This is a genomic window from Parapedomonas caeni, from assembly GCF_041060555.1.
Taxonomy (GTDB): Bacteria; Pseudomonadota; Alphaproteobacteria; order Sphingomonadales; family Sphingomonadaceae; genus CAUJIW01.
Genome location: NZ_JBEUDS010000003.1, coordinates 84,415 through 100,150, shown reverse-complemented (window position 1 = coordinate 100,150; position 15,736 = coordinate 84,415). Strand labels below are relative to the sequence as shown.

The 15,736-nt window shown below is 67.6% G+C and carries 14 protein-coding genes; 6 read left to right on the top strand and 8 right to left on the bottom strand.

Translation table 11 applies throughout. From position 1 onward, the window contains the following. Positions 1 to 47: 47 nt before the first annotated feature. On the top strand, positions 48 to 776 hold the full coding sequence (gene lexA / locus ABU113_RS03595; RefSeq protein WP_454558111.1) for a transcriptional repressor LexA: 729 nt from the start codon (positions 48 to 50) through the stop codon (positions 774 to 776). On the opposite strand, the gene ABU113_RS03590 is transcribed toward lexA, so the two are convergent. Continuing rightward, positions 770 to 2,944, bottom strand: a complete 2,175-nt coding sequence (locus ABU113_RS03590) for a ComEC/Rec2 family competence protein (RefSeq protein WP_454558110.1) — start codon at positions 2,942 to 2,944, stop codon at positions 770 to 772. The two genes, lexA and ABU113_RS03590, sit on opposite strands and share 7 nt — an antisense overlap. Positions 2,945 to 3,031: 87 nt before the next feature. On the opposite strand from ABU113_RS03590, the gene gltX reads away from it, so the two are divergent. The 3 genes from gltX to ABU113_RS03575 all read left to right on the top strand — a co-directional run bounded on the left by gltX (position 3,032) and on the right by ABU113_RS03575 (position 6,347). After that, positions 3,032 to 4,459, top strand: a complete 1,428-nt coding sequence (gltX, locus tag ABU113_RS03585; protein ID WP_454558221.1) for a glutamate--tRNA ligase — start codon at positions 3,032 to 3,034, stop codon at positions 4,457 to 4,459. Positions 4,460 to 4,517: 58 nt separating this feature from the next. Beyond that, positions 4,518 to 5,801, top strand: coding sequence for a citrate synthase (locus tag ABU113_RS03580; RefSeq protein ID WP_454558109.1), 1,284 nt, complete (start codon positions 4,518 to 4,520; stop codon positions 5,799 to 5,801). A gap of 105 nt (positions 5,802 to 5,906) precedes the next feature. Then, the gene (locus ABU113_RS03575; RefSeq protein ID WP_454558108.1) at positions 5,907 to 6,347 is read left to right on the top strand and encodes an N-acetyltransferase family protein; all 441 of its coding nucleotides are present in this window, start codon (positions 5,907 to 5,909) and stop codon (positions 6,345 to 6,347) included. A gap of 45 nt (positions 6,348 to 6,392) precedes the next feature. Here the strand turns inward: ABU113_RS03575 and ABU113_RS03570 are convergent, their stop codons facing one another. The 7 genes from ABU113_RS03570 to carA all read right to left on the bottom strand — a co-directional run bounded on the left by ABU113_RS03570 (position 6,393) and on the right by carA (position 13,139). Continuing rightward, positions 6,393 to 6,575 carry a hypothetical protein gene (locus ABU113_RS03570; RefSeq protein ID WP_454558107.1) on the bottom strand — a complete coding sequence of 61 codons (183 nt, stop codon included), beginning with the start codon at positions 6,573 to 6,575 and terminating at the stop codon, positions 6,393 to 6,395. 133 nt (positions 6,576 to 6,708) lie between these two features. Then, positions 6,709 to 7,359 carry a rhomboid family intramembrane serine protease gene (locus ABU113_RS03565; protein WP_454558106.1) on the bottom strand — a complete coding sequence of 217 codons (651 nt, stop codon included), beginning with the start codon at positions 7,357 to 7,359 and terminating at the stop codon, positions 6,709 to 6,711. Between the two features lie 47 nt (positions 7,360 to 7,406). Beyond that, complete coding sequence (greA, locus tag ABU113_RS03560; protein ID WP_454558105.1) at positions 7,407 to 7,886, bottom strand: transcription elongation factor GreA; 480 nt, start codon at positions 7,884 to 7,886, stop codon at positions 7,407 to 7,409. Between the two features lie 116 nt (positions 7,887 to 8,002). Then, positions 8,003 to 11,233, bottom strand: a complete 3,231-nt coding sequence (gene carB / locus ABU113_RS03555) for a carbamoyl-phosphate synthase large subunit (RefSeq protein WP_454558104.1) — start codon at positions 11,231 to 11,233, stop codon at positions 8,003 to 8,005. Between the two features lie 18 nt (positions 11,234 to 11,251). After that, positions 11,252 to 11,596 carry a ribonuclease E inhibitor RraB gene (locus ABU113_RS03550; protein ID WP_454558103.1) on the bottom strand — a complete coding sequence of 115 codons (345 nt, stop codon included), beginning with the start codon at positions 11,594 to 11,596 and terminating at the stop codon, positions 11,252 to 11,254. Continuing rightward, entirely contained in the window at positions 11,593 to 11,955 is a 363-nt protein-coding gene (locus ABU113_RS03545) for a ribonuclease E inhibitor RraB (protein WP_454558102.1), read from the bottom strand. Before ABU113_RS03545 ends, ABU113_RS03550 begins: the two co-directional genes overlap by 4 nt. After that, positions 11,952 to 13,139, bottom strand: a complete 1,188-nt coding sequence (gene carA / locus ABU113_RS03540) for a glutamine-hydrolyzing carbamoyl-phosphate synthase small subunit (RefSeq protein ID WP_454558220.1) — start codon at positions 13,137 to 13,139, stop codon at positions 11,952 to 11,954. The genes ABU113_RS03545 and carA overlap by 4 nt, the downstream gene beginning before the upstream one ends. A gap of 255 nt (positions 13,140 to 13,394) precedes the next feature. Between carA and ABU113_RS03535 the strand changes: the two genes are divergently transcribed. Further along, complete coding sequence (locus ABU113_RS03535) at positions 13,395 to 13,850, top strand: GatB/YqeY domain-containing protein (RefSeq protein WP_454558101.1); 456 nt, start codon at positions 13,395 to 13,397, stop codon at positions 13,848 to 13,850. A 10-nt stretch (positions 13,851 to 13,860) separates the two neighbouring features. Next, complete coding sequence (gene dnaG / locus ABU113_RS03530) at positions 13,861 to 15,726, top strand: DNA primase (RefSeq protein ID WP_454558100.1); 1,866 nt, start codon at positions 13,861 to 13,863, stop codon at positions 15,724 to 15,726. Positions 15,727 to 15,736 lie beyond the last annotated feature (10 nt).

The following is a 15,736-nucleotide window of genomic DNA, read 5'->3' as shown; positions in this document are numbered from 1 at the left end:
CAGAACCTTAGTAGAACGTTCCTTGTTCGTTCCACAAGGAATAGCGTATGCTGACGCGCAAACAACATGATCTGCTGATCTTCATCCACAACCGCCTGGAAGCGGACGGCATTTCGCCGTCGTTCGAGGAGATGAAGGAGGCGCTGGGGCTGAAGTCCAAGTCGGGCGTCCACCGGCTGATCAACGCGCTGGTGGAACGCGATTTCATCCGCCGCCTGCCCAACCGCGCCCGCGCGCTGGAAGTGCTGCGGCTGCCGGAGGCGGCGGCGCCCAGGCGCGGCACGCCCAAGCCGACGCTGGCGACCGACCGCGAGGCCGCCATCGCCTCGGCCGAAAACGTGGTGCGCGGCAGCTTCGGCAAGGCCAAGGCGCCGGCCAGCGCGCCGGCGGCCGCGACGTTCCTGGAGATCCCGCTGCACGGCAAGATCGCCGCCGGCACGCCGATCGAGGCGCTGGAGGGCGATACGCTGCTGGCGGTGCCGCCGGCGCTGGTGGGCGCGGGCGAGCATTATGCGCTGGAAGTCTCCGGCGACTCGATGATCGAGGCCGGCATCTTCGACGGTGATTATGCCATCATCCGCAAGGCCGACACCGCGCTCGACGGCGATATCGTCGTGGCCCTGGTCGACAGCCAGGAAGCCACGCTGAAGACCCTGCGCCGCAAGGACGGCAAGGTCCGGCTGGAGGCCGCCAACCCCTCCCACAAGAGCCAGGTCTATGAACCGAAACGGGTGCGGGTGCAGGGCAAGCTGGTCGGCCTGATGCGCCGTTACTGAGGTGCCTTGAGACTCGTCCCCGCGCCCGCTGGCGCCACGTTCCACGGATGCCGGCCGCGCCCGGCCGCCGTGGTTTGTGTCCGCACCGATCCGTCGTCGAGGAAGCGCAACGTCACCGCGCCGGTGCGCGATAGCGCCGCGCGGTCGAAGCGGTAGAGACGTGGCGCGCACCACGCCGGCAGCCGGCGGGCAGCCACCACAACATCCGATTGCGCGCACAGCCAGCCCAGCTCGCGGTAGGGCAGCCAGGCGTTGATCTGCGCCACCTGCCACACCCGGTCGCCGCGGTGCAACGCCACCCGGCACACCGCCGGTCCGCAGTCCTGATCCACCCGTGCGGTACCCGCGATGTCAGCCAGCCGCTGCGCCGGCGCATCCTCCGCCTGCCCCTCCTCCTCCAGCCAGCTCATCCGCGCGAAGCGCCCGGCGCGCAGGGTCGAGAAGGCCAGCCGTCCGTCCTCGCCGCGCACCGCCAGCAGCCGGCCATCGTCGCTGATGTACAGATCCGGCACCGGCGCCGCCCAGGCGACGAGCGCGCCGGACGCCAGCAGTAGCAACCCCAGCCACCGCGCGCGGGTTCGCCACAGCGCCAGCCACAACAGCCCCAGCACCATCATCACGAACGCCCAAGGCGGCAGCAGCCGCCAGCGTGCCACCGCGCCCGGCCAACCGGCAACCTCGCGGGCGGTGGCGAGCAACAGGTCGATGCCATAGCCAAGCAGCATGTATAAGGGGTCGGCCAGCCCGAACGGTTCCAGCACCACCACAAGCACCAGCAGCGGCATGATCCAGAAACTGGTGAGCGGGATGGCGACCAGGTTGGCGACCAGCCCATAGACACCGGTCTGGTTGAAGTGGAACAGCGCGAACGGCGCCAGCGCCACCTCGGCGACGGCGCCACTGGCGAGCAGCCCGCCCAGCCACCGCCACCCCCGCGTGACGAGGCCATCCTCCGGCCCTCCGGCCAGCCAGCGCGCCGCGAATCCCGATTGATACAGCGCCACCAGCCCGGTGACGGCAGCGAACGAGAGTTGAAAGCTGGGGCTGAGCAGCCCTTCCGGGCGCACCACCAGGATAAGCACCGCCGCCGCCGCGATCAGCCGCAGGCTGATCGCCTGGCGCCCCATCAGCACGCCGGCCAGCACGATCAGCGTGGCGATGCAGCTGCGCACGGTGGGCAGGCTGGCACCGGCAATCAGCGTATAGCCCACGGCGGCGGACGCGGCCATCGTCGCCGCGATCGCCTTCACCGGCCAGTGCAGGGCGATCCACGGGCTCAGGCACAGCAACCGGCGCAGGAGCAGGAACACGCCGCCACTGACAATGGCGATGTGCAGACCCGATATCGCCAGCAGATGCGCCAGCCCGCTGTCGCGCATGGCCGCGGTCACGTCCGGCGCGACGCCGCTGCGATCCCCCGTGACCAGGGCCGCCGCCACGCCGCCGGCCTCGCCCCCCACGCCGCCACGCAGCCGGGCGGTCAGGCCGGCACGGGCAGCCTCAAGCCGCCGCGTCCAGCCGAGCGGCGGCGGCGCGATCGCGGTCACCGTAACCGGCCCCAGCACGAACCCGGTCGCACCGATCTGGTGGAACCACGCGACCCGGCCGAAGTCATAGCCCCCTGGTGCGCTCGGGCCGCCCGGTGGCCGCAGTGACGCCCGCAGCGCCACCCGGGCACCAACGGCGACGTCGGCGGGCGGCGGCGCGCGCAAGCTCAGGCGCACACGCACCGGCATCATCGCGGGTGCCACCCCGGCGATCGACGCCGGCGCGACGACAATGCGGTGCACGCCGCGCGCCGACACACCCTGTTCCACTACCGCGCCCGTAACCACCGCGCCCCACAGCGGCCGCGCCAGCACCGGCGCCCGCGCCGTCTCCACACGAACCCAGGCAAGCAGCAATCCGGCGACCACCAGTAGCGCGGCAACGCCCGTCACCCGGCCGAGCGCGGTGCGCCAGCGCGCCAGCAGCACCAGTCCCAGGCAGGCGATCGCCACCGCCAGCCACTGCGCCGGCCGGGCGAGCGCGAAATAGGCGCCAATGCCGGTTCCCATGCACACCGGCACCCACAGTACCCACTGATCCCGTTCCGCCAGCAGCCAGGCCTCCAGGCGCCGCGATGCCGCCGCCGCGCCGGCCGCGACGTCGGCAATCCGATCGCCCATGGATGCCACCTGCGAGATTTGAACCCCCTGTCCCGCTGTGCTAGAGCCGCCCCACGTTTCGCCCACCACTTTTCAATCAGGTACATGATGGGTTCAAGTCCGTCCCAGGTCGTCACGCGATTCGCACCGTCGCCCACCGGCTTCCTGCACATTGGGGGCGCCCGCACGGCGCTGTTCAATTTCCTGTTCGCCCGCCACCATGGCGGCCAGTTCCTGCTGCGCATCGAGGACACCGACCGCGAGCGGTCGACCCAGCCGGCGATCGATGCCATTCTGGATGGCATGCGCTGGCTCGATTTCACCTGGGATGGCGAGGTGGTCTACCAGTTCGCCCGTCAGCAGCGCCACGCCGAGGTCGCCCGCGAGCTGCTGGACAAGGGCCACGCCTATTACTGCTACGCCACCCCCGCCGAGCTGGAGGAAATGCGCGAGACCGCCAAGCGCGAAGGCCGGCCGATGCGCTACGACGGTCGCTGGCGCGACCGCGACCCCTCGGAGGCGCCCGCCGGCGTCAAGCCGGTGATTCGCCTGAAAGCGCCGCGCGAGGGCGAGGTCACCATCCATGACCTGGTCCAGGGCCCGGTGACCGTCTCCAACGAGCAGCTCGATGACATGATCCTGCTGCGCGCCGACGGCACGCCGACCTACATGCTGGCGGTGGTGGTGGACGACCACGACATGGGCGTCACCCACGTCATCCGTGGCGACGACCACCTCAACAACGCCTTCCGCCAGCTGGCGCTGATCCGCGCCATGGGCTGGCCTGAACCGCACTACGCCCACATTCCGCTGATTCACGGCGCCGACGGCGCCAAGCTGTCCAAGCGCCACGGCGCGCTGGGGGTCACCGAATACCGCGAAATGGGCTTTCTGGCGGAAGCGGTCGAGAACTACCTGCTGCGGCTCGGCTGGGGCCATGGCGACGCGGAAATCATCAGCCGCGCCCAGGCCGTCGAGTGGTTCGACATCGGGGCCGTCGGCCGCTCGGCATCGCGCTTCGACATCAAGAAGCTGGAGAATCTCAACGGCCACTATATGCGCGAAGCGGACGACGAGCGGCTGGTCCGGCTGGTCCTGCCGCTCATTGGCGAGGCGCTTGAACGTCCGTTGCTTGATCGCGAAATATTGTTACTGCAACGCAGCATGAAAGACCTCAAGGTGCGGGCCAAGACCTTGCGGGAACTGGCACACAGCGCGCTTTTCTACTTTCGCGCCCGCCCAATTCCGCTCGACGAAGCAGCGCTTAAGCTGCTACAACCCGCGCCCGAGATCCTGCGGGAGGCTCGCAAGGCCCTGGCCGACGTGCCAGAGTGGCGGGCGGACCTGCTGGAGGCTTCGGTCCGCGTCGTTGCAGAACGGCTGGGGCTCGGCCTCGGCAAGGTGGCCCAGCCATTGCGCGCGGCACTGACCGGATCGAACATGTCACCCGGCATCTTCGACGTCCTCGACGTCCTGGGCCGGGAGGAAAGTCTGGCTCGTATCGACGATGGTGTCGCGGCGGTAACGGGTTGTTAGAGAGCACGGGTCGACATCGGGGGCGCTCGCAGTAGCAGTAACCAGGGAAGGACGGCGTATGAGCACATCGGCGACTATCACCACCAGCAAGGGCAATCTCGAACTGCCCGTGCACAGCGGCACCGTCGGCCCGGACGTCATCGACATCCGCAAGCTCTACGGCGCCACCGACATGTTCACCTACGACCCCGGCTTCACCTCGACGGCGAGCTGCGAGTCCAAGATCACCTACATCGACGGCGACCAGGGCGTGCTGCTGCATCGCGGCTATCCGATCGAGCAGCTGGCCGAGCATTCCAACTTCATGGAAGTCGCCTACCTGCTGCTGCGCGGTGAACTGCCGAGCAAGGACGAGTACGAAAAGTTCGTCCACACCATCAGCCGCCACACCATGGTGCATGAACAGCTGGCGATGTTCTACCGCGGCTTCCGCCGTGACGCCCATCCGATGGCGATCATGTGCGGCGTGGTGGGCGCCCTGTCGGCCTTCTATCATGACTCCACCGACATCAACGATCCGTACCAGCGGATGGTGGCCAGCCACCGGATGATCGCCAAGATCCCGACCATCGCCGCCATGGCGTACAAATATTCGGTCGGCCAGCCGTTCCTCTACCCGGACAACTCGCTGTCCTACACCGGCAACTTCATGCGCATGACCTTCGGCGTGCCGGCGGAACCCTATGTGGTCGACCCGATCGTCGAGAAGGCGATGGACCGCATCTTCATCCTGCATGCCGACCACGAGCAGAACGCCTCGACCTCGACCGTCCGTCTGGCCGGTTCGTCGGGCGCCAATCCGTTCGCCTGCATCGCCGCCGGCATCGCCTGCCTGTGGGGCCCGGCCCATGGCGGCGCCAACGAGGCCGCGCTCAACATGCTGCGCGAGATCGGCCGGCCGGAGCGGATCAAGGAATATGTCGCCAAGGCCAAGGACAAGAACGATCCGTTCCGTCTGATGGGCTTCGGCCACCGCGTCTACAAGAACTACGATCCGCGCGCCAAGGTGATGCAGAAGACCGCCGCCGAGGTGCTGGAGCGCCTGAACGTCAAGGATCCGATCTTCGACGTCGCCCGCGAGCTGGAGCAGATCGCGCTGTCCGACGACTATTTCGTCGAGAAGAAGCTGTACCCGAACGTCGACTTCTATTCGGGCATCATCCTCTCGGCGATCGGCTTCCCGACCACCATGTTCACGGTGCTGTTCGCGCTGGCCCGCACGGTCGGCTGGATCGCCCAGTGGAACGAGATGATCGAGGACCCCAACCAGAAGATCGGCCGTCCGCGCCAGCTCTACACCGGCGCCGCCCAGCGCGACTATGTGCCGGTTGAAAAGCGCTGACCGAGCGCCGGTCTTGACCGCACGGACCCATGAGCCCCCGGACCTCACCGTCCGGGGGTTTGTTTTTGAGCCCCTCTCCCCGCCCCCTTCGGACGAGCCCGACCGATGACCGAGCCCCTCATCCGCCCCGTCACCGCCCGTGACCACGCGCAATGGCTGCCGCTGTGGCACGGCTACTGCCGCTTCTACCGCTGCGAGCTGCCAGAGCCAGTCACCGCCTTCACCTGGGCGCGCCTGGTCGCCGGCGACGGCCTGCATGGCCTGGTCGCCGAACGCGACGGCCGGCTGGTCGGGCTGGTGAACTACCTGTTCCACCCGTCCACCTGGTCGCTGCACAGCTACTGCTATCTGGAGGATCTGTTCGTCGACCCCGACGTACGCGGCGGCGGCATCGGCCGGCGGCTGATCGCGGGCGTGTATGCCGCGGCGGACGCGGCCGGCGCCGAGCGGGTCTACTGGCTGACGGAAGAAAGCAATGCCACCGCACAGGCGCTGTACGACCGTATCGGCCGGCGCGCCGGCTTCATCCAGTACCGGCGGCCCTGAAGGCCGTGGTCGGCATCGGCCGGCCCTGAAAGCCGTCAGAGCGCCTCAGACGCGCGGGAAATGGCGATCGAGCGCGGTCTCGATGGCGTTCGCGGTCATCGCGTAGGCGCCCAGACGCCCGGCGAGCGCGACGCGGGCGGAGTCCCGGTCAACGGCGCCGATGTCCTTGAGCAGCTTGCCGGCGACCCGGGTCAGGCCCGGCTGGGCGATGGAATTGGCAAAGCGCATGGTTCACTCCAGTGGTGGTGAACCCTAGCCGCGGGCGATGACATGCGTGTGTCAGTCGTGGCCGTGACCGTTCACCGGTTGGCCTCGCTATAAGCCCCTGTGGTTAAGGAGCCTTTACCATGCCGATGGCGGCCTAGTCGTCGGCCCTCGGCCGCAGCAATGGCGCGATCAGCAGCAATCCGGCGAGAAAGCCGCCGATGTGCGCGCCAATGGCGATGCCGCCGGTCTCGCTGTTGAAGGCCATGCCGGCCATCACCTGAATGCCGATCCAGCTCGCCGCGAACCACAGCAGTTGCAGATAGCGGCCGGGCAGCCGCATCCCCAGCACCTCGGCGCCCGCCACCCGGCTGCGCGAGAACAGCACCGCATAGACCGCCAGTACGCCGGATATCGCGCCGCTGGCTCCCACCACCGGCAAGGTCGACGCCGGCTCCAGGGCGACCTGGAGCGCGCCGCCGGCAATGCCGGTGACCAGATAAAGCAACAGGTAGCGACGGGAACCCAGCACCCACTCCACCGGCCGGCCGATCAGCCACAGGAACATCATGTTGACCAGCAGATGAAACCAGCCGCCATGCACGAACAGCGAGGTGAGCAGGGTCGGCGACATGGACAGCGGCGAGGCCGACAGATGAGCCGGCACCAGTGCCAGCGCACGGATAACCAGGGCCTCCAGCGGCATTGGCAGGAACACCTGGCCAATCGCCACCAGCGCGCAGGACGACACGATGAATCGTGTCACCGGCGCGGGCGGCATGTCCTCCGGCCTGAGGGCGACGTTCACAACGCCGCGCTATGGTCGCCGGAGGCGGCGATCAGCACGATCGCGCCTCATTTGAACTCAAGCTTGGCGATCTCGTAATATTTATCGCCCGAGGGAGTCACCACTTCCACCTCGTCGCTGACCTTGCGGCCGATGAGCGCCTTGCCCAGCGGCGACGAATAGGAAATGCGGCCCGATTTGGCATCGGCCTCATACGGACCGACGATCTGGTAAACCACCTCGCGGTCGTCCTCGTCGAGCAGGGTGACGGTCGCGCCGAACACCACCTTGTCGCCCGACAGGCGCTTGGGGTCGATCACCTGGGCACGGCTGAGGCGATCCTCCAGCTCGGCGATATGCGCTTCAATCTGGCCCTGCCGTTCCTTGGCCGCATGATATTCGGCGTTCTCCGAGAGATCGCCATGGGCCCGGGCTTCCTCGATCGCCTCGACAATCGCCGGTCGCTCGACGGCTTTCAACTTGTACAGCTCCGCCTGCAGGGCCTCGAAACCTTCGGCCAGCATCGGCAGCTTCTCAAGGGTGGCCATATTCACGCTCCTGATGGCTCACACACAGAATAATCCACCGGCGGGCGGCCAAGGGCCGTCCACGGCGGGATGACGTCGTCTGGGAACCGGGCACGCCGGGGAGTCCAGTCTTCGGTTCACAAATTGTAGGCTTGCAGGGACCGCACATCAAGAGTGCGCTGCCGCAAAGCCTGAATCGCCTCCACCGCCGCCACCGACGCCGCGGCGGTGGTGAAGTAGGGCACCTTGCCATAGAGCGCGGTCGAACGGATCGAATAGCTGTCCTTGAGCGCCTGGGCGCCCTCGGTGGTGTTGAACACCAGCTGGATCTTGCCGTCCTTCATCAGGTCGACGATGTGCGGCCGGCCCTGCGCCACCTTGTTGACGCGCTCCACCGCCAGCCCCTGTTCCGCCAGGTAATCGGCGGTGCCGCCGGTCGCCACCACCCGGAAACCCATCGCCAGCAGGTTGCGCACCGGCTCGATGATGACCGGCTTGTCATGATCCTTCACCGAGACGAACACGGTGCCATCGGCCGGCAGACGGGTGCCGGCGCCGAGCTGGCTCTTGGCGAACGCGTGGGCGAAATCCGTATCCAGGCCCATGACTTCGCCGGTGGACTTCATCTCCGGCCCAAGCACCGGATCAACGCCGGGGAAGCGGGCGAACGGGAACACAGCCTCCTTCACCGCGATATGCCTGGGGGTCGCCTCGACCAGATTGAAGCTCGCCAGGCTCTCGCCGGCCATGATGCGGGCCGCGATCTTGGCAATCGGAATGCCCACCGTCTTGGCGACGAACGGCACGGTGCGCGAAGCGCGCGGGTTGACCTCGATGAGGTAGACCACGCCATCCTTCACGGCATACTGCACGTTCATCAGGCCGCGCACCTGAAGCGCCAGCGCCAGCTTGACGGTCTGTGCCTTCAGCTCGGCGATCACCGCGGCCGGCAGGCTGTAGGGCGGCAGCGAACAGGCGGAGTCGCCGGAATGCACGCCGGCCTCCTCGATGTGCTGCATCACGCCGGCGACGAACACGTCCGTGCCGTCGGCCAGCGCGTCAACGTCGCACTCGATCGCGTCGCGCAGATACTGATCGATCAAAACCGGTGATGTGCCAGAGACTTGCACGGCTTCCCTGATATAAGTTTCCAGCTGAGCCGTGGTCTCGACGATCTCCATGGCGCGGCCGCCCAGCACATAGGACGGGCGGATCAGCACCGGATAGCCGATCCGTTCGGCCACGGCGATCGCCTCTTCCCGCGAGCGGGCGATGCCGTTGGCCGGCTGGCGCAGGCCGAGTTCCTCGACCAGCGCCGCGAAGCGCTCGCGGTCCTCGGCGAGGTCGATGGCGTCCGGCGAGGTGCCGAGGATCGGAATGCCGGCATCCTCCAGCGCCTGGGCGAGCTTGAGCGGCGTCTGCCCCCCGAACTGGACGATGGCACCCTTGAGCGTGCCGCGGCGCTGCTCCACCCGCAGCAGCTCGATCACGTCCTCCTGGGTCAGCGGCTCGAAATAAAGCCGGTCGGAGGTGTCGTAGTCGGTCGAGACTGTTTCCGGATTGCAGTTGACCATGATGGTCTCGTAGCCGGCGTCGGTCAGCGCGAAGCAGGCATGGCAGCAGCAGTAGTCGAACTCGATGCCCTGGCCGATGCGGTTGGGGCCGCCACCGAGGATGGCGACCTTGGTGGCGCCCGTCGGCTGGCTTTCGCATTCGGCCTCGCCGAACACCGGCGCCTCGTAGGTCGAGTACATGTAAGGCGTGCGGGCCTCGAACTCGGCAGCGCAGGTGTCAATGCGCTTGAACACCGGCGTCACGCCCCGGGCGCGCCGGGCGGCCGCCACCGCCGCCTCGTCGAGGCCGGCGAGCGCGGCCAGCCGCTTGTCGGAGAAGCCCATCGCCTTGAGCTGGCGCAGGGCTTGAGCATCGCCCGGCAGCCCATTGTCCTTGATGGATTTTTCCGCCTGTATGACCTCCTCGATCTGGCGCAGGAACCACGGTTCGTAGCTGGTGATCTGGTGCACCCGCTCGACGCTGAGCCCGGCGCGCAGCGCCTGGGCGATGACCAGCAGCCGGTCCGGCGTCGGCCGGGCCAGTTCCGCCTCCAGGGTGTCGAGACTGTCGTCCGCCAGCGCCACCTCGTCGAAGCCGGTCAGTCCGGTCTCCAGGCCGCGCAGCGCCTTCTGCACCGATTCCTGGAACGAGCGGCCGATGGCCATCACCTCGCCCACCGACTTCATCGCGGTGGTGAGCAGCGGCTCGGCGCCCTTGAACTTCTCGAAGGCGAAGCGCGGGATCTTGGTGACGACATAATCGATGGTCGGCTCGAACGACGCCGGGGTCACGCCGGTGATGTCGTTCATGATCTCGTCCAGCGTGTAGCCGACCGCCAGCTTGGCCGCGACCTTGGCGATCGGGAAGCCGGTGGCCTTCGAGGCGAGCGCCGACGAGCGGCTGACGCGCGGGTTCATTTCGATGACGATCAGTCGGCCATCCTTCGGGTTAACCGCGAACTGAACGTTGGAACCACCTGTTTCCACACCGATTTCGCGCAACACCGCGATGCTCGCGTTGCGCATGATCTGGTATTCCTTGTCGGTCAGCGTCAGCGCCGGCGCGACGGTGATGGAGTCGCCGGTATGGACGCCCATCGGGTCGATATTCTCGATCGAGCAGATGATGATGGCGTTGTCCGCGCGGTCGCGGACCACCTCCATCTCATATTCCTTCCAGCCCAGCAGGGACTCCTCGATCAGCACCTCGGTGGTCGGCGAGGCGTCGAGACCACCCTCTACGATGCGGATGAAGTCTTCCTTGTTGTAGGCCACGCCCCCGCCGGTGCCACCCATGGTGAAGCTCGGACGGATGATCGCCGGCAGGCCGACATGATCGAGTGCGTCCAGCGCCTCGGCCAGGGAGTGGGCGACCCGGCTGCGGGCGCTTTCCAGCCCGATCTTGTCCATCGCCTCGCGGAACTTCAGCCGGTCCTCGGCCTTGTCGATGGCTTCCGCGTTGGCGCCGATCAGCTGGACGCCGAACTTGTCGAGCGTGCCGTCCTGCGCCAGCGCCAGCGCGGTGTTGAGCGCGGTCTGCCCGCCCATGGTCGGCAGCACCGCGTCGGGGCGCTCCTTCTCGATGATGCGCGCGACGATCTCGGGCGTGATCGGCTCGATGTAGGTCGCGTCGGCCAGCTCCGGGTCGGTCATGATGGTGGCCGGGTTGGAGTTGACCAGGATGATCCGGTAGCCCTCCGCCTTCAGCGCCTTGCAGGCCTGGGTGCCCGAATAGTCGAACTCGCAGGCCTGGCCGATGATGATCGGGCCGGCGCCAATGATGAGGATCGAGGAAATGTCAGTGCGTTTGGGCATGGGGGCTGTTCTCGTTCATCAGGTATGCGACTGGTCGGCGAGTGCCTCCCAGCCTTCATAGGTCACGCCGAAGCGGTCGGCGACGCGGCAGAGGATCACCATCGCCTCGCGCAGCCAGGGTTCGTCGGTCACGGTCATCGCCTGGGCGCTGACGTCACGGGCGTCGTCGTCGTCGATCTCGGTGGCGAAGCCGGCATGGCGCAACGCCACCGCCACCTGGTCGATGGCGTCGGCATGGCCGGAGAAGCTGTGGGTGGTCAGGCGCGGGCGCGTCAGATCGTTGCCGTCGGTCGCCAGCACGCCGAGGCGTTCCAGACCGATGGCGACCATCTCCGCCGGATCGTTGGTGAGCCTGCGCGTCACGCGTCATCCTCGTCGGTGGCCACGGTGCCCCAGCCGTCGTATTCGACGCCGTGGGCGATCGCGAACCCCAGGCAGGTGCGGGTGAGATCATGAATCGCCGCGCGCTCGGCGCTCTGGCGCCGCCGGGCCTCCATGGTCCACTCGCCGTCGGTGTCCTCTTCCGTCTCGGCGACTTGCCAGCCGTCATCGAGCAGCGTCTCGGCCAGCGCGTCCAGCGCCGCCGGGTCGCCCCGGAAGATCACATCGACCCAGCGGATCGCCGACGGCCGGTCGCCGTTGTTGGCGAGGTTTTCCAGCACCTCGTCATCGGCTTCCCATTCCTGCTCCAGCATGTCCTGCGGGACGATCACACTGCTCATTGTCCGGCCTCCACGGCATCCATGAAACGACGGAACAGATAGAAGCTGTCCTGCGGCCCGGGCGATGCCTCCGGGTGGTGCTGCACCGAGAACACCGGCCGGTCGAGGTAGCGCAGGCCGCACAGCGTGCCGTCGAACAGCGACACGTGCGTCGCCTTGACGTTGGCCGGCAGCGTCTCGGCGTCCACCGCGAAGCCGTGGTTCATCGAGGTGATCTCGACCTTGCCGGTCTCCAGGTCCTTGACCGGGTGGTTGGCGCCACGATGGCCCTGGTGCATCTTGTAGGTCCGCGCGCCGGCGGCCAGACCGAGCATCTGGTGGCCAAGGCAGATACCGAACACCGGCTTGCCGGTCTCGATCAGCTGGCGGATCACCGGAATGGCATATTCGCCGGTCGCCGCCGGATCGCCGGGGCCGTTGGAGAGAAAGATGCCATCCGGGTTGTGCGCCATGATGTCCGCGAACGAGGAGTCGCCGGGCACCACCGTCACCCGCGCACCCGCCGAGGCCAGGTTGCGCAGGATGTTGCGCTTGATGCCGTAGTCGATGGCGACAATGTGCCGGGTCGGCGCGGCCTGCCGGCCATAGCCGGCGCCCAGCGCCCACAGCGTCTCGTCCCAGCTCGTGGTCTGACGGGTCCAGACCTCCTTGGCGAGGTCCATGCCTTCAAGCCCCGGCCAGGCACGCGCCCGGGCGATCAGCGCCGGCACGTCGAACACGCCGTCGGGATGGTGCGCCAGCACGCCGTTGGGGGCGCCTTGCTGGCGGATCAGCCGGGTCAGCCGACGGGTGTCGACGCCGGAGATGCCGATCAGGCCATGGCTTTTCAGCCAGTCATCGAAGCCGCGCTCGGCCCGGAAGTTGGCCGGCGCGGTGATGTCCTGGCGCAGCACGCAGCCCAGGGCATAGGGCGTCAGCGCCTCGATGTCTTGGGCGTTGGCGCCGACATTGCCGATATGGGGAAAAGTGAAAGTGATGATCTGACCGGCATAGGACGGATCGGTCATGATCTCCTGATAGCCGGTCATCGCGGTATTGAAGCAGACCTCGCCCACCTTCTCGCCCGTGGCGCCGGCGCCGCGACCCCAGAACAGGGTGCCATCGGCCAGCACCAGGACGGCGGTCGCGCCCGGCGGCGGTGTGAGATCGGTCGCGCTGGCACTCGCGCCGGTGGTCGCGCTCAGGGGCTTGGTGTCGGCGGGCGTTTGGGGCACCGTGCACCTCCTCAGGTTTGGCGTTGTCGGGGTTTACCCGAACGCTTGGGGCCGGGCAAATTGCGGCGCTTCTAGTGAGGCGCCCGCCCCCTGTCAAGAAAAGAAAGATATATAAATTCCCCTTTTATTTCAATGGGTTGGTATTTTTATTTCGATTGAAAACCGGCGCCCGCGCGGCTATGCTAAAGGCTTCCCCGCAACACGGCTCAAAAGGAGCTTCCCCGCATGATCCGCGACGCGATCAAGCAGGCGCTGGTCGATGCCATGAAGGCCAAGGACGAAAAGACCGTCTCCACCCTGCGCATGGCCCAGGCCGCCATCAAGAACCGCGACATCGAACTGCGCACGGCGACGGCGCCGGTGGACGACGACCAGATGGTCATCGAGGTGCTGACCAAGATGGTGAAGCAGCGCCGCGAATCGGTGGAGATGTACGAGAAGGGCGGCCGTCAGGAACTGGCGGACGGCGAGAAGGCGGAGATCGCCATTATTGAACGCTTCCTGCCGGCGATGATGAGCGAGGACGAGGCCAAGGCCGCGATCGCCGGCCTGGTCGCCGAGCTGGGCGCCACTTCGGCCAAGGACATGGGCCGCGTCATGGGCGCGCTCAAGACCAGGTTCGCCGGCCAGATCGATATGGGCCGCGCCGGCGCGCTGGTGAAGGCGGCACTGGGGGCCTGACCGCGCGACGATGACCATCAGCCCCGTCTTCCTTGACGAAATCCGGGCCCGGGTGCCGCTGAGCACCGTGGTCGGTCGCAAGGTGCGGCTGGTGCGGGCCGGCCGCGAGTTCAAGGCCTGCTGCCCGTTCCACAACGAGAAGAGCCCGAGCTTCTACGTCAACGACGAGAAGGCCTTCTATCATTGCTTCGGCTGCGGCGCCCATGGCGACGTCATCCGCTTCCTGTGCGAGGCCGAGGGGCGCTCGTTCCGCGAGGCGGTGGAGCAGCTGGCCGCCGAGGCCGGACTGGAGATGCCGCGCGAAAGCCCTGAGGACCGTGTGCGCGCCGAGCGGCTGGGCGGCCTGGTGGAGGTCATGACGGCGGCCCAGGCCTGGTTCGCCGAGCAGCTGCAGGGCATCGCCGGTGGTGAAGCCCGAAGTTATGTCGAGCGCCGGGGCCTCAGACCTGAAACGGTGCGCCGCTTCGGCCTGGGCTTCGCGCCGGACCGCCGGGACGGCCTCAAGACCGCGCTGCTGGCCAAGGGCGCCTCGGAGGCGCTGCTGATCGAGGCCGGCCTGCTGATCGCGGTGGACGACAAGACGCCCTATGATCGCTTCCGCGGCCGGCTGATGTTCCCGATCCGCGATGGTCGCGGCCGGGTCATTGCCTTCGGTGGCCGCATCCTCGGTGACGGTCAGCCAAAGTACCTCAACTCGCCGGACACGCCGCTGTTCGACAAGGGGCGCACGCTCTACAATATCGACCTGGCCTCGGGGCCGGCCCGCAAGAGCGAGCGGCTGCTGGTGGTCGAGGGCTACATGGACGTCATCGCGCTCGCCCAGGCCGGCTTCGAGGCGGCGGTGGCGCCACTGGGCACCGCGCTGACGGAGGACCATATCCAGCGGCTGTGGCGGCTGGTGCCGGAGCCCCTGCTCTGCTTCGACGGCGACGCCGCCGGCCAGCGCGCCGCGCTGCGCGCGGCCCTGCGCGCGCTGCCGCTGCTGGAGCCGGGCAAGAGCCTGCGCTTCGTCACCCTGCCCGCGGGCCAGGACCCCGACGACCTGGTGAAAAGCAGTGGCGCGCCGGCGCTGGAACGGCTGCTGGAGGGCGCCCAGCCACTGGTGGACCTGCTGTGGCAGTCCGAGGTCCAGGCCGCCAGTCTGGCGACGCCCGAGGGCCGCGCCGCCCTGCGCCAGACCCTGCTCAACCGCACCGGCGATATCGCCCACGGCACCGTGCAGTCGCTCTACCGCCAGGAACTGCTGGAACGCTTCGACCAGCTGGTCGGCCGCAACGGCGCGCGCAACCCGCGCGCTGGCGGCCAATGGGGTAGCGGCCCGCGTGGCGGCTATCGCGCCAGCCAGCCCCGGGTGCTCGCCGGCACCAAGCTGCTGGTGGAGCGCAACCTCACGCCGGCCCTGCCGCCGGCCATCGTCGACGCGCTGGTGGTCGGCCTGCTCGAACACCCTGACTGGCTGGACCGCCATCACGAGGAACTGGAGCGACTGACCATCGACGATCCCGAGCTGGCCCGGCTGTGGGCACGCATGCTCGACGAATCAATTCACGACCCATGCCTTGACAAGGCCCGACTCGACAACACATTAGCGAGCGAGGGATTTGAACGGTTGGTCGCCACGATACGCGCACGTCCCAAGCCTAAATTCACGTTCACCCGGACGGGCCTTGACCCCGCCCGGTGCGAGCGCGATTTTTCGCTTGTTCTTCAGAGCGTTACTCGCATCAACGCACTGGATACCGAGTGCGGCGAGGCGGCGGCGACCTACCGTGCGAATCAGAACGAGGACGATTGGTATCGGTTGCAGCGAATCACCCAGGACCGCGAACTGGCCAGGCGCGAGCTGGCGGACCTGGCGAATGCGCTCGATGCCTGAGGCCCCGGCC

Coding starts and splice junctions, on each gene's coding strand:
- lexA (WP_454558111.1), top strand. CDS start 48: ATGCTGACGCGCAAACAACATGATCTGCTGATCTTCATCCACAACCGC.
- ABU113_RS03590 (WP_454558110.1), bottom strand. CDS start 2,944: ATGGGCGATCGGATTGCCGACGTCGCGGCCGGCGCGGCGGCGGCATCG.
- gltX (WP_454558221.1), top strand. CDS start 3,032: ATGGGTTCAAGTCCGTCCCAGGTCGTCACGCGATTCGCACCGTCGCCC.
- ABU113_RS03580 (WP_454558109.1), top strand. CDS start 4,518: ATGAGCACATCGGCGACTATCACCACCAGCAAGGGCAATCTCGAACTG.
- ABU113_RS03575 (WP_454558108.1), top strand. CDS start 5,907: ATGACCGAGCCCCTCATCCGCCCCGTCACCGCCCGTGACCACGCGCAA.
- ABU113_RS03570 (WP_454558107.1), bottom strand. CDS start 6,575: ATGCGCTTTGCCAATTCCATCGCCCAGCCGGGCCTGACCCGGGTCGCC.
- greA (WP_454558105.1), bottom strand. CDS start 7,886: ATGGCCACCCTTGAGAAGCTGCCGATGCTGGCCGAAGGTTTCGAGGCC.
- carB (WP_454558104.1), bottom strand. CDS start 11,233: ATGCCCAAACGCACTGACATTTCCTCGATCCTCATCATTGGCGCCGGC.
- ABU113_RS03545 (WP_454558102.1), bottom strand. CDS start 11,955: ATGAGCAGTGTGATCGTCCCGCAGGACATGCTGGAGCAGGAATGGGAA.
- ABU113_RS03535 (WP_454558101.1), top strand. CDS start 13,395: ATGATCCGCGACGCGATCAAGCAGGCGCTGGTCGATGCCATGAAGGCC.
- dnaG (WP_454558100.1), top strand. CDS start 13,861: ATGACCATCAGCCCCGTCTTCCTTGACGAAATCCGGGCCCGGGTGCCG.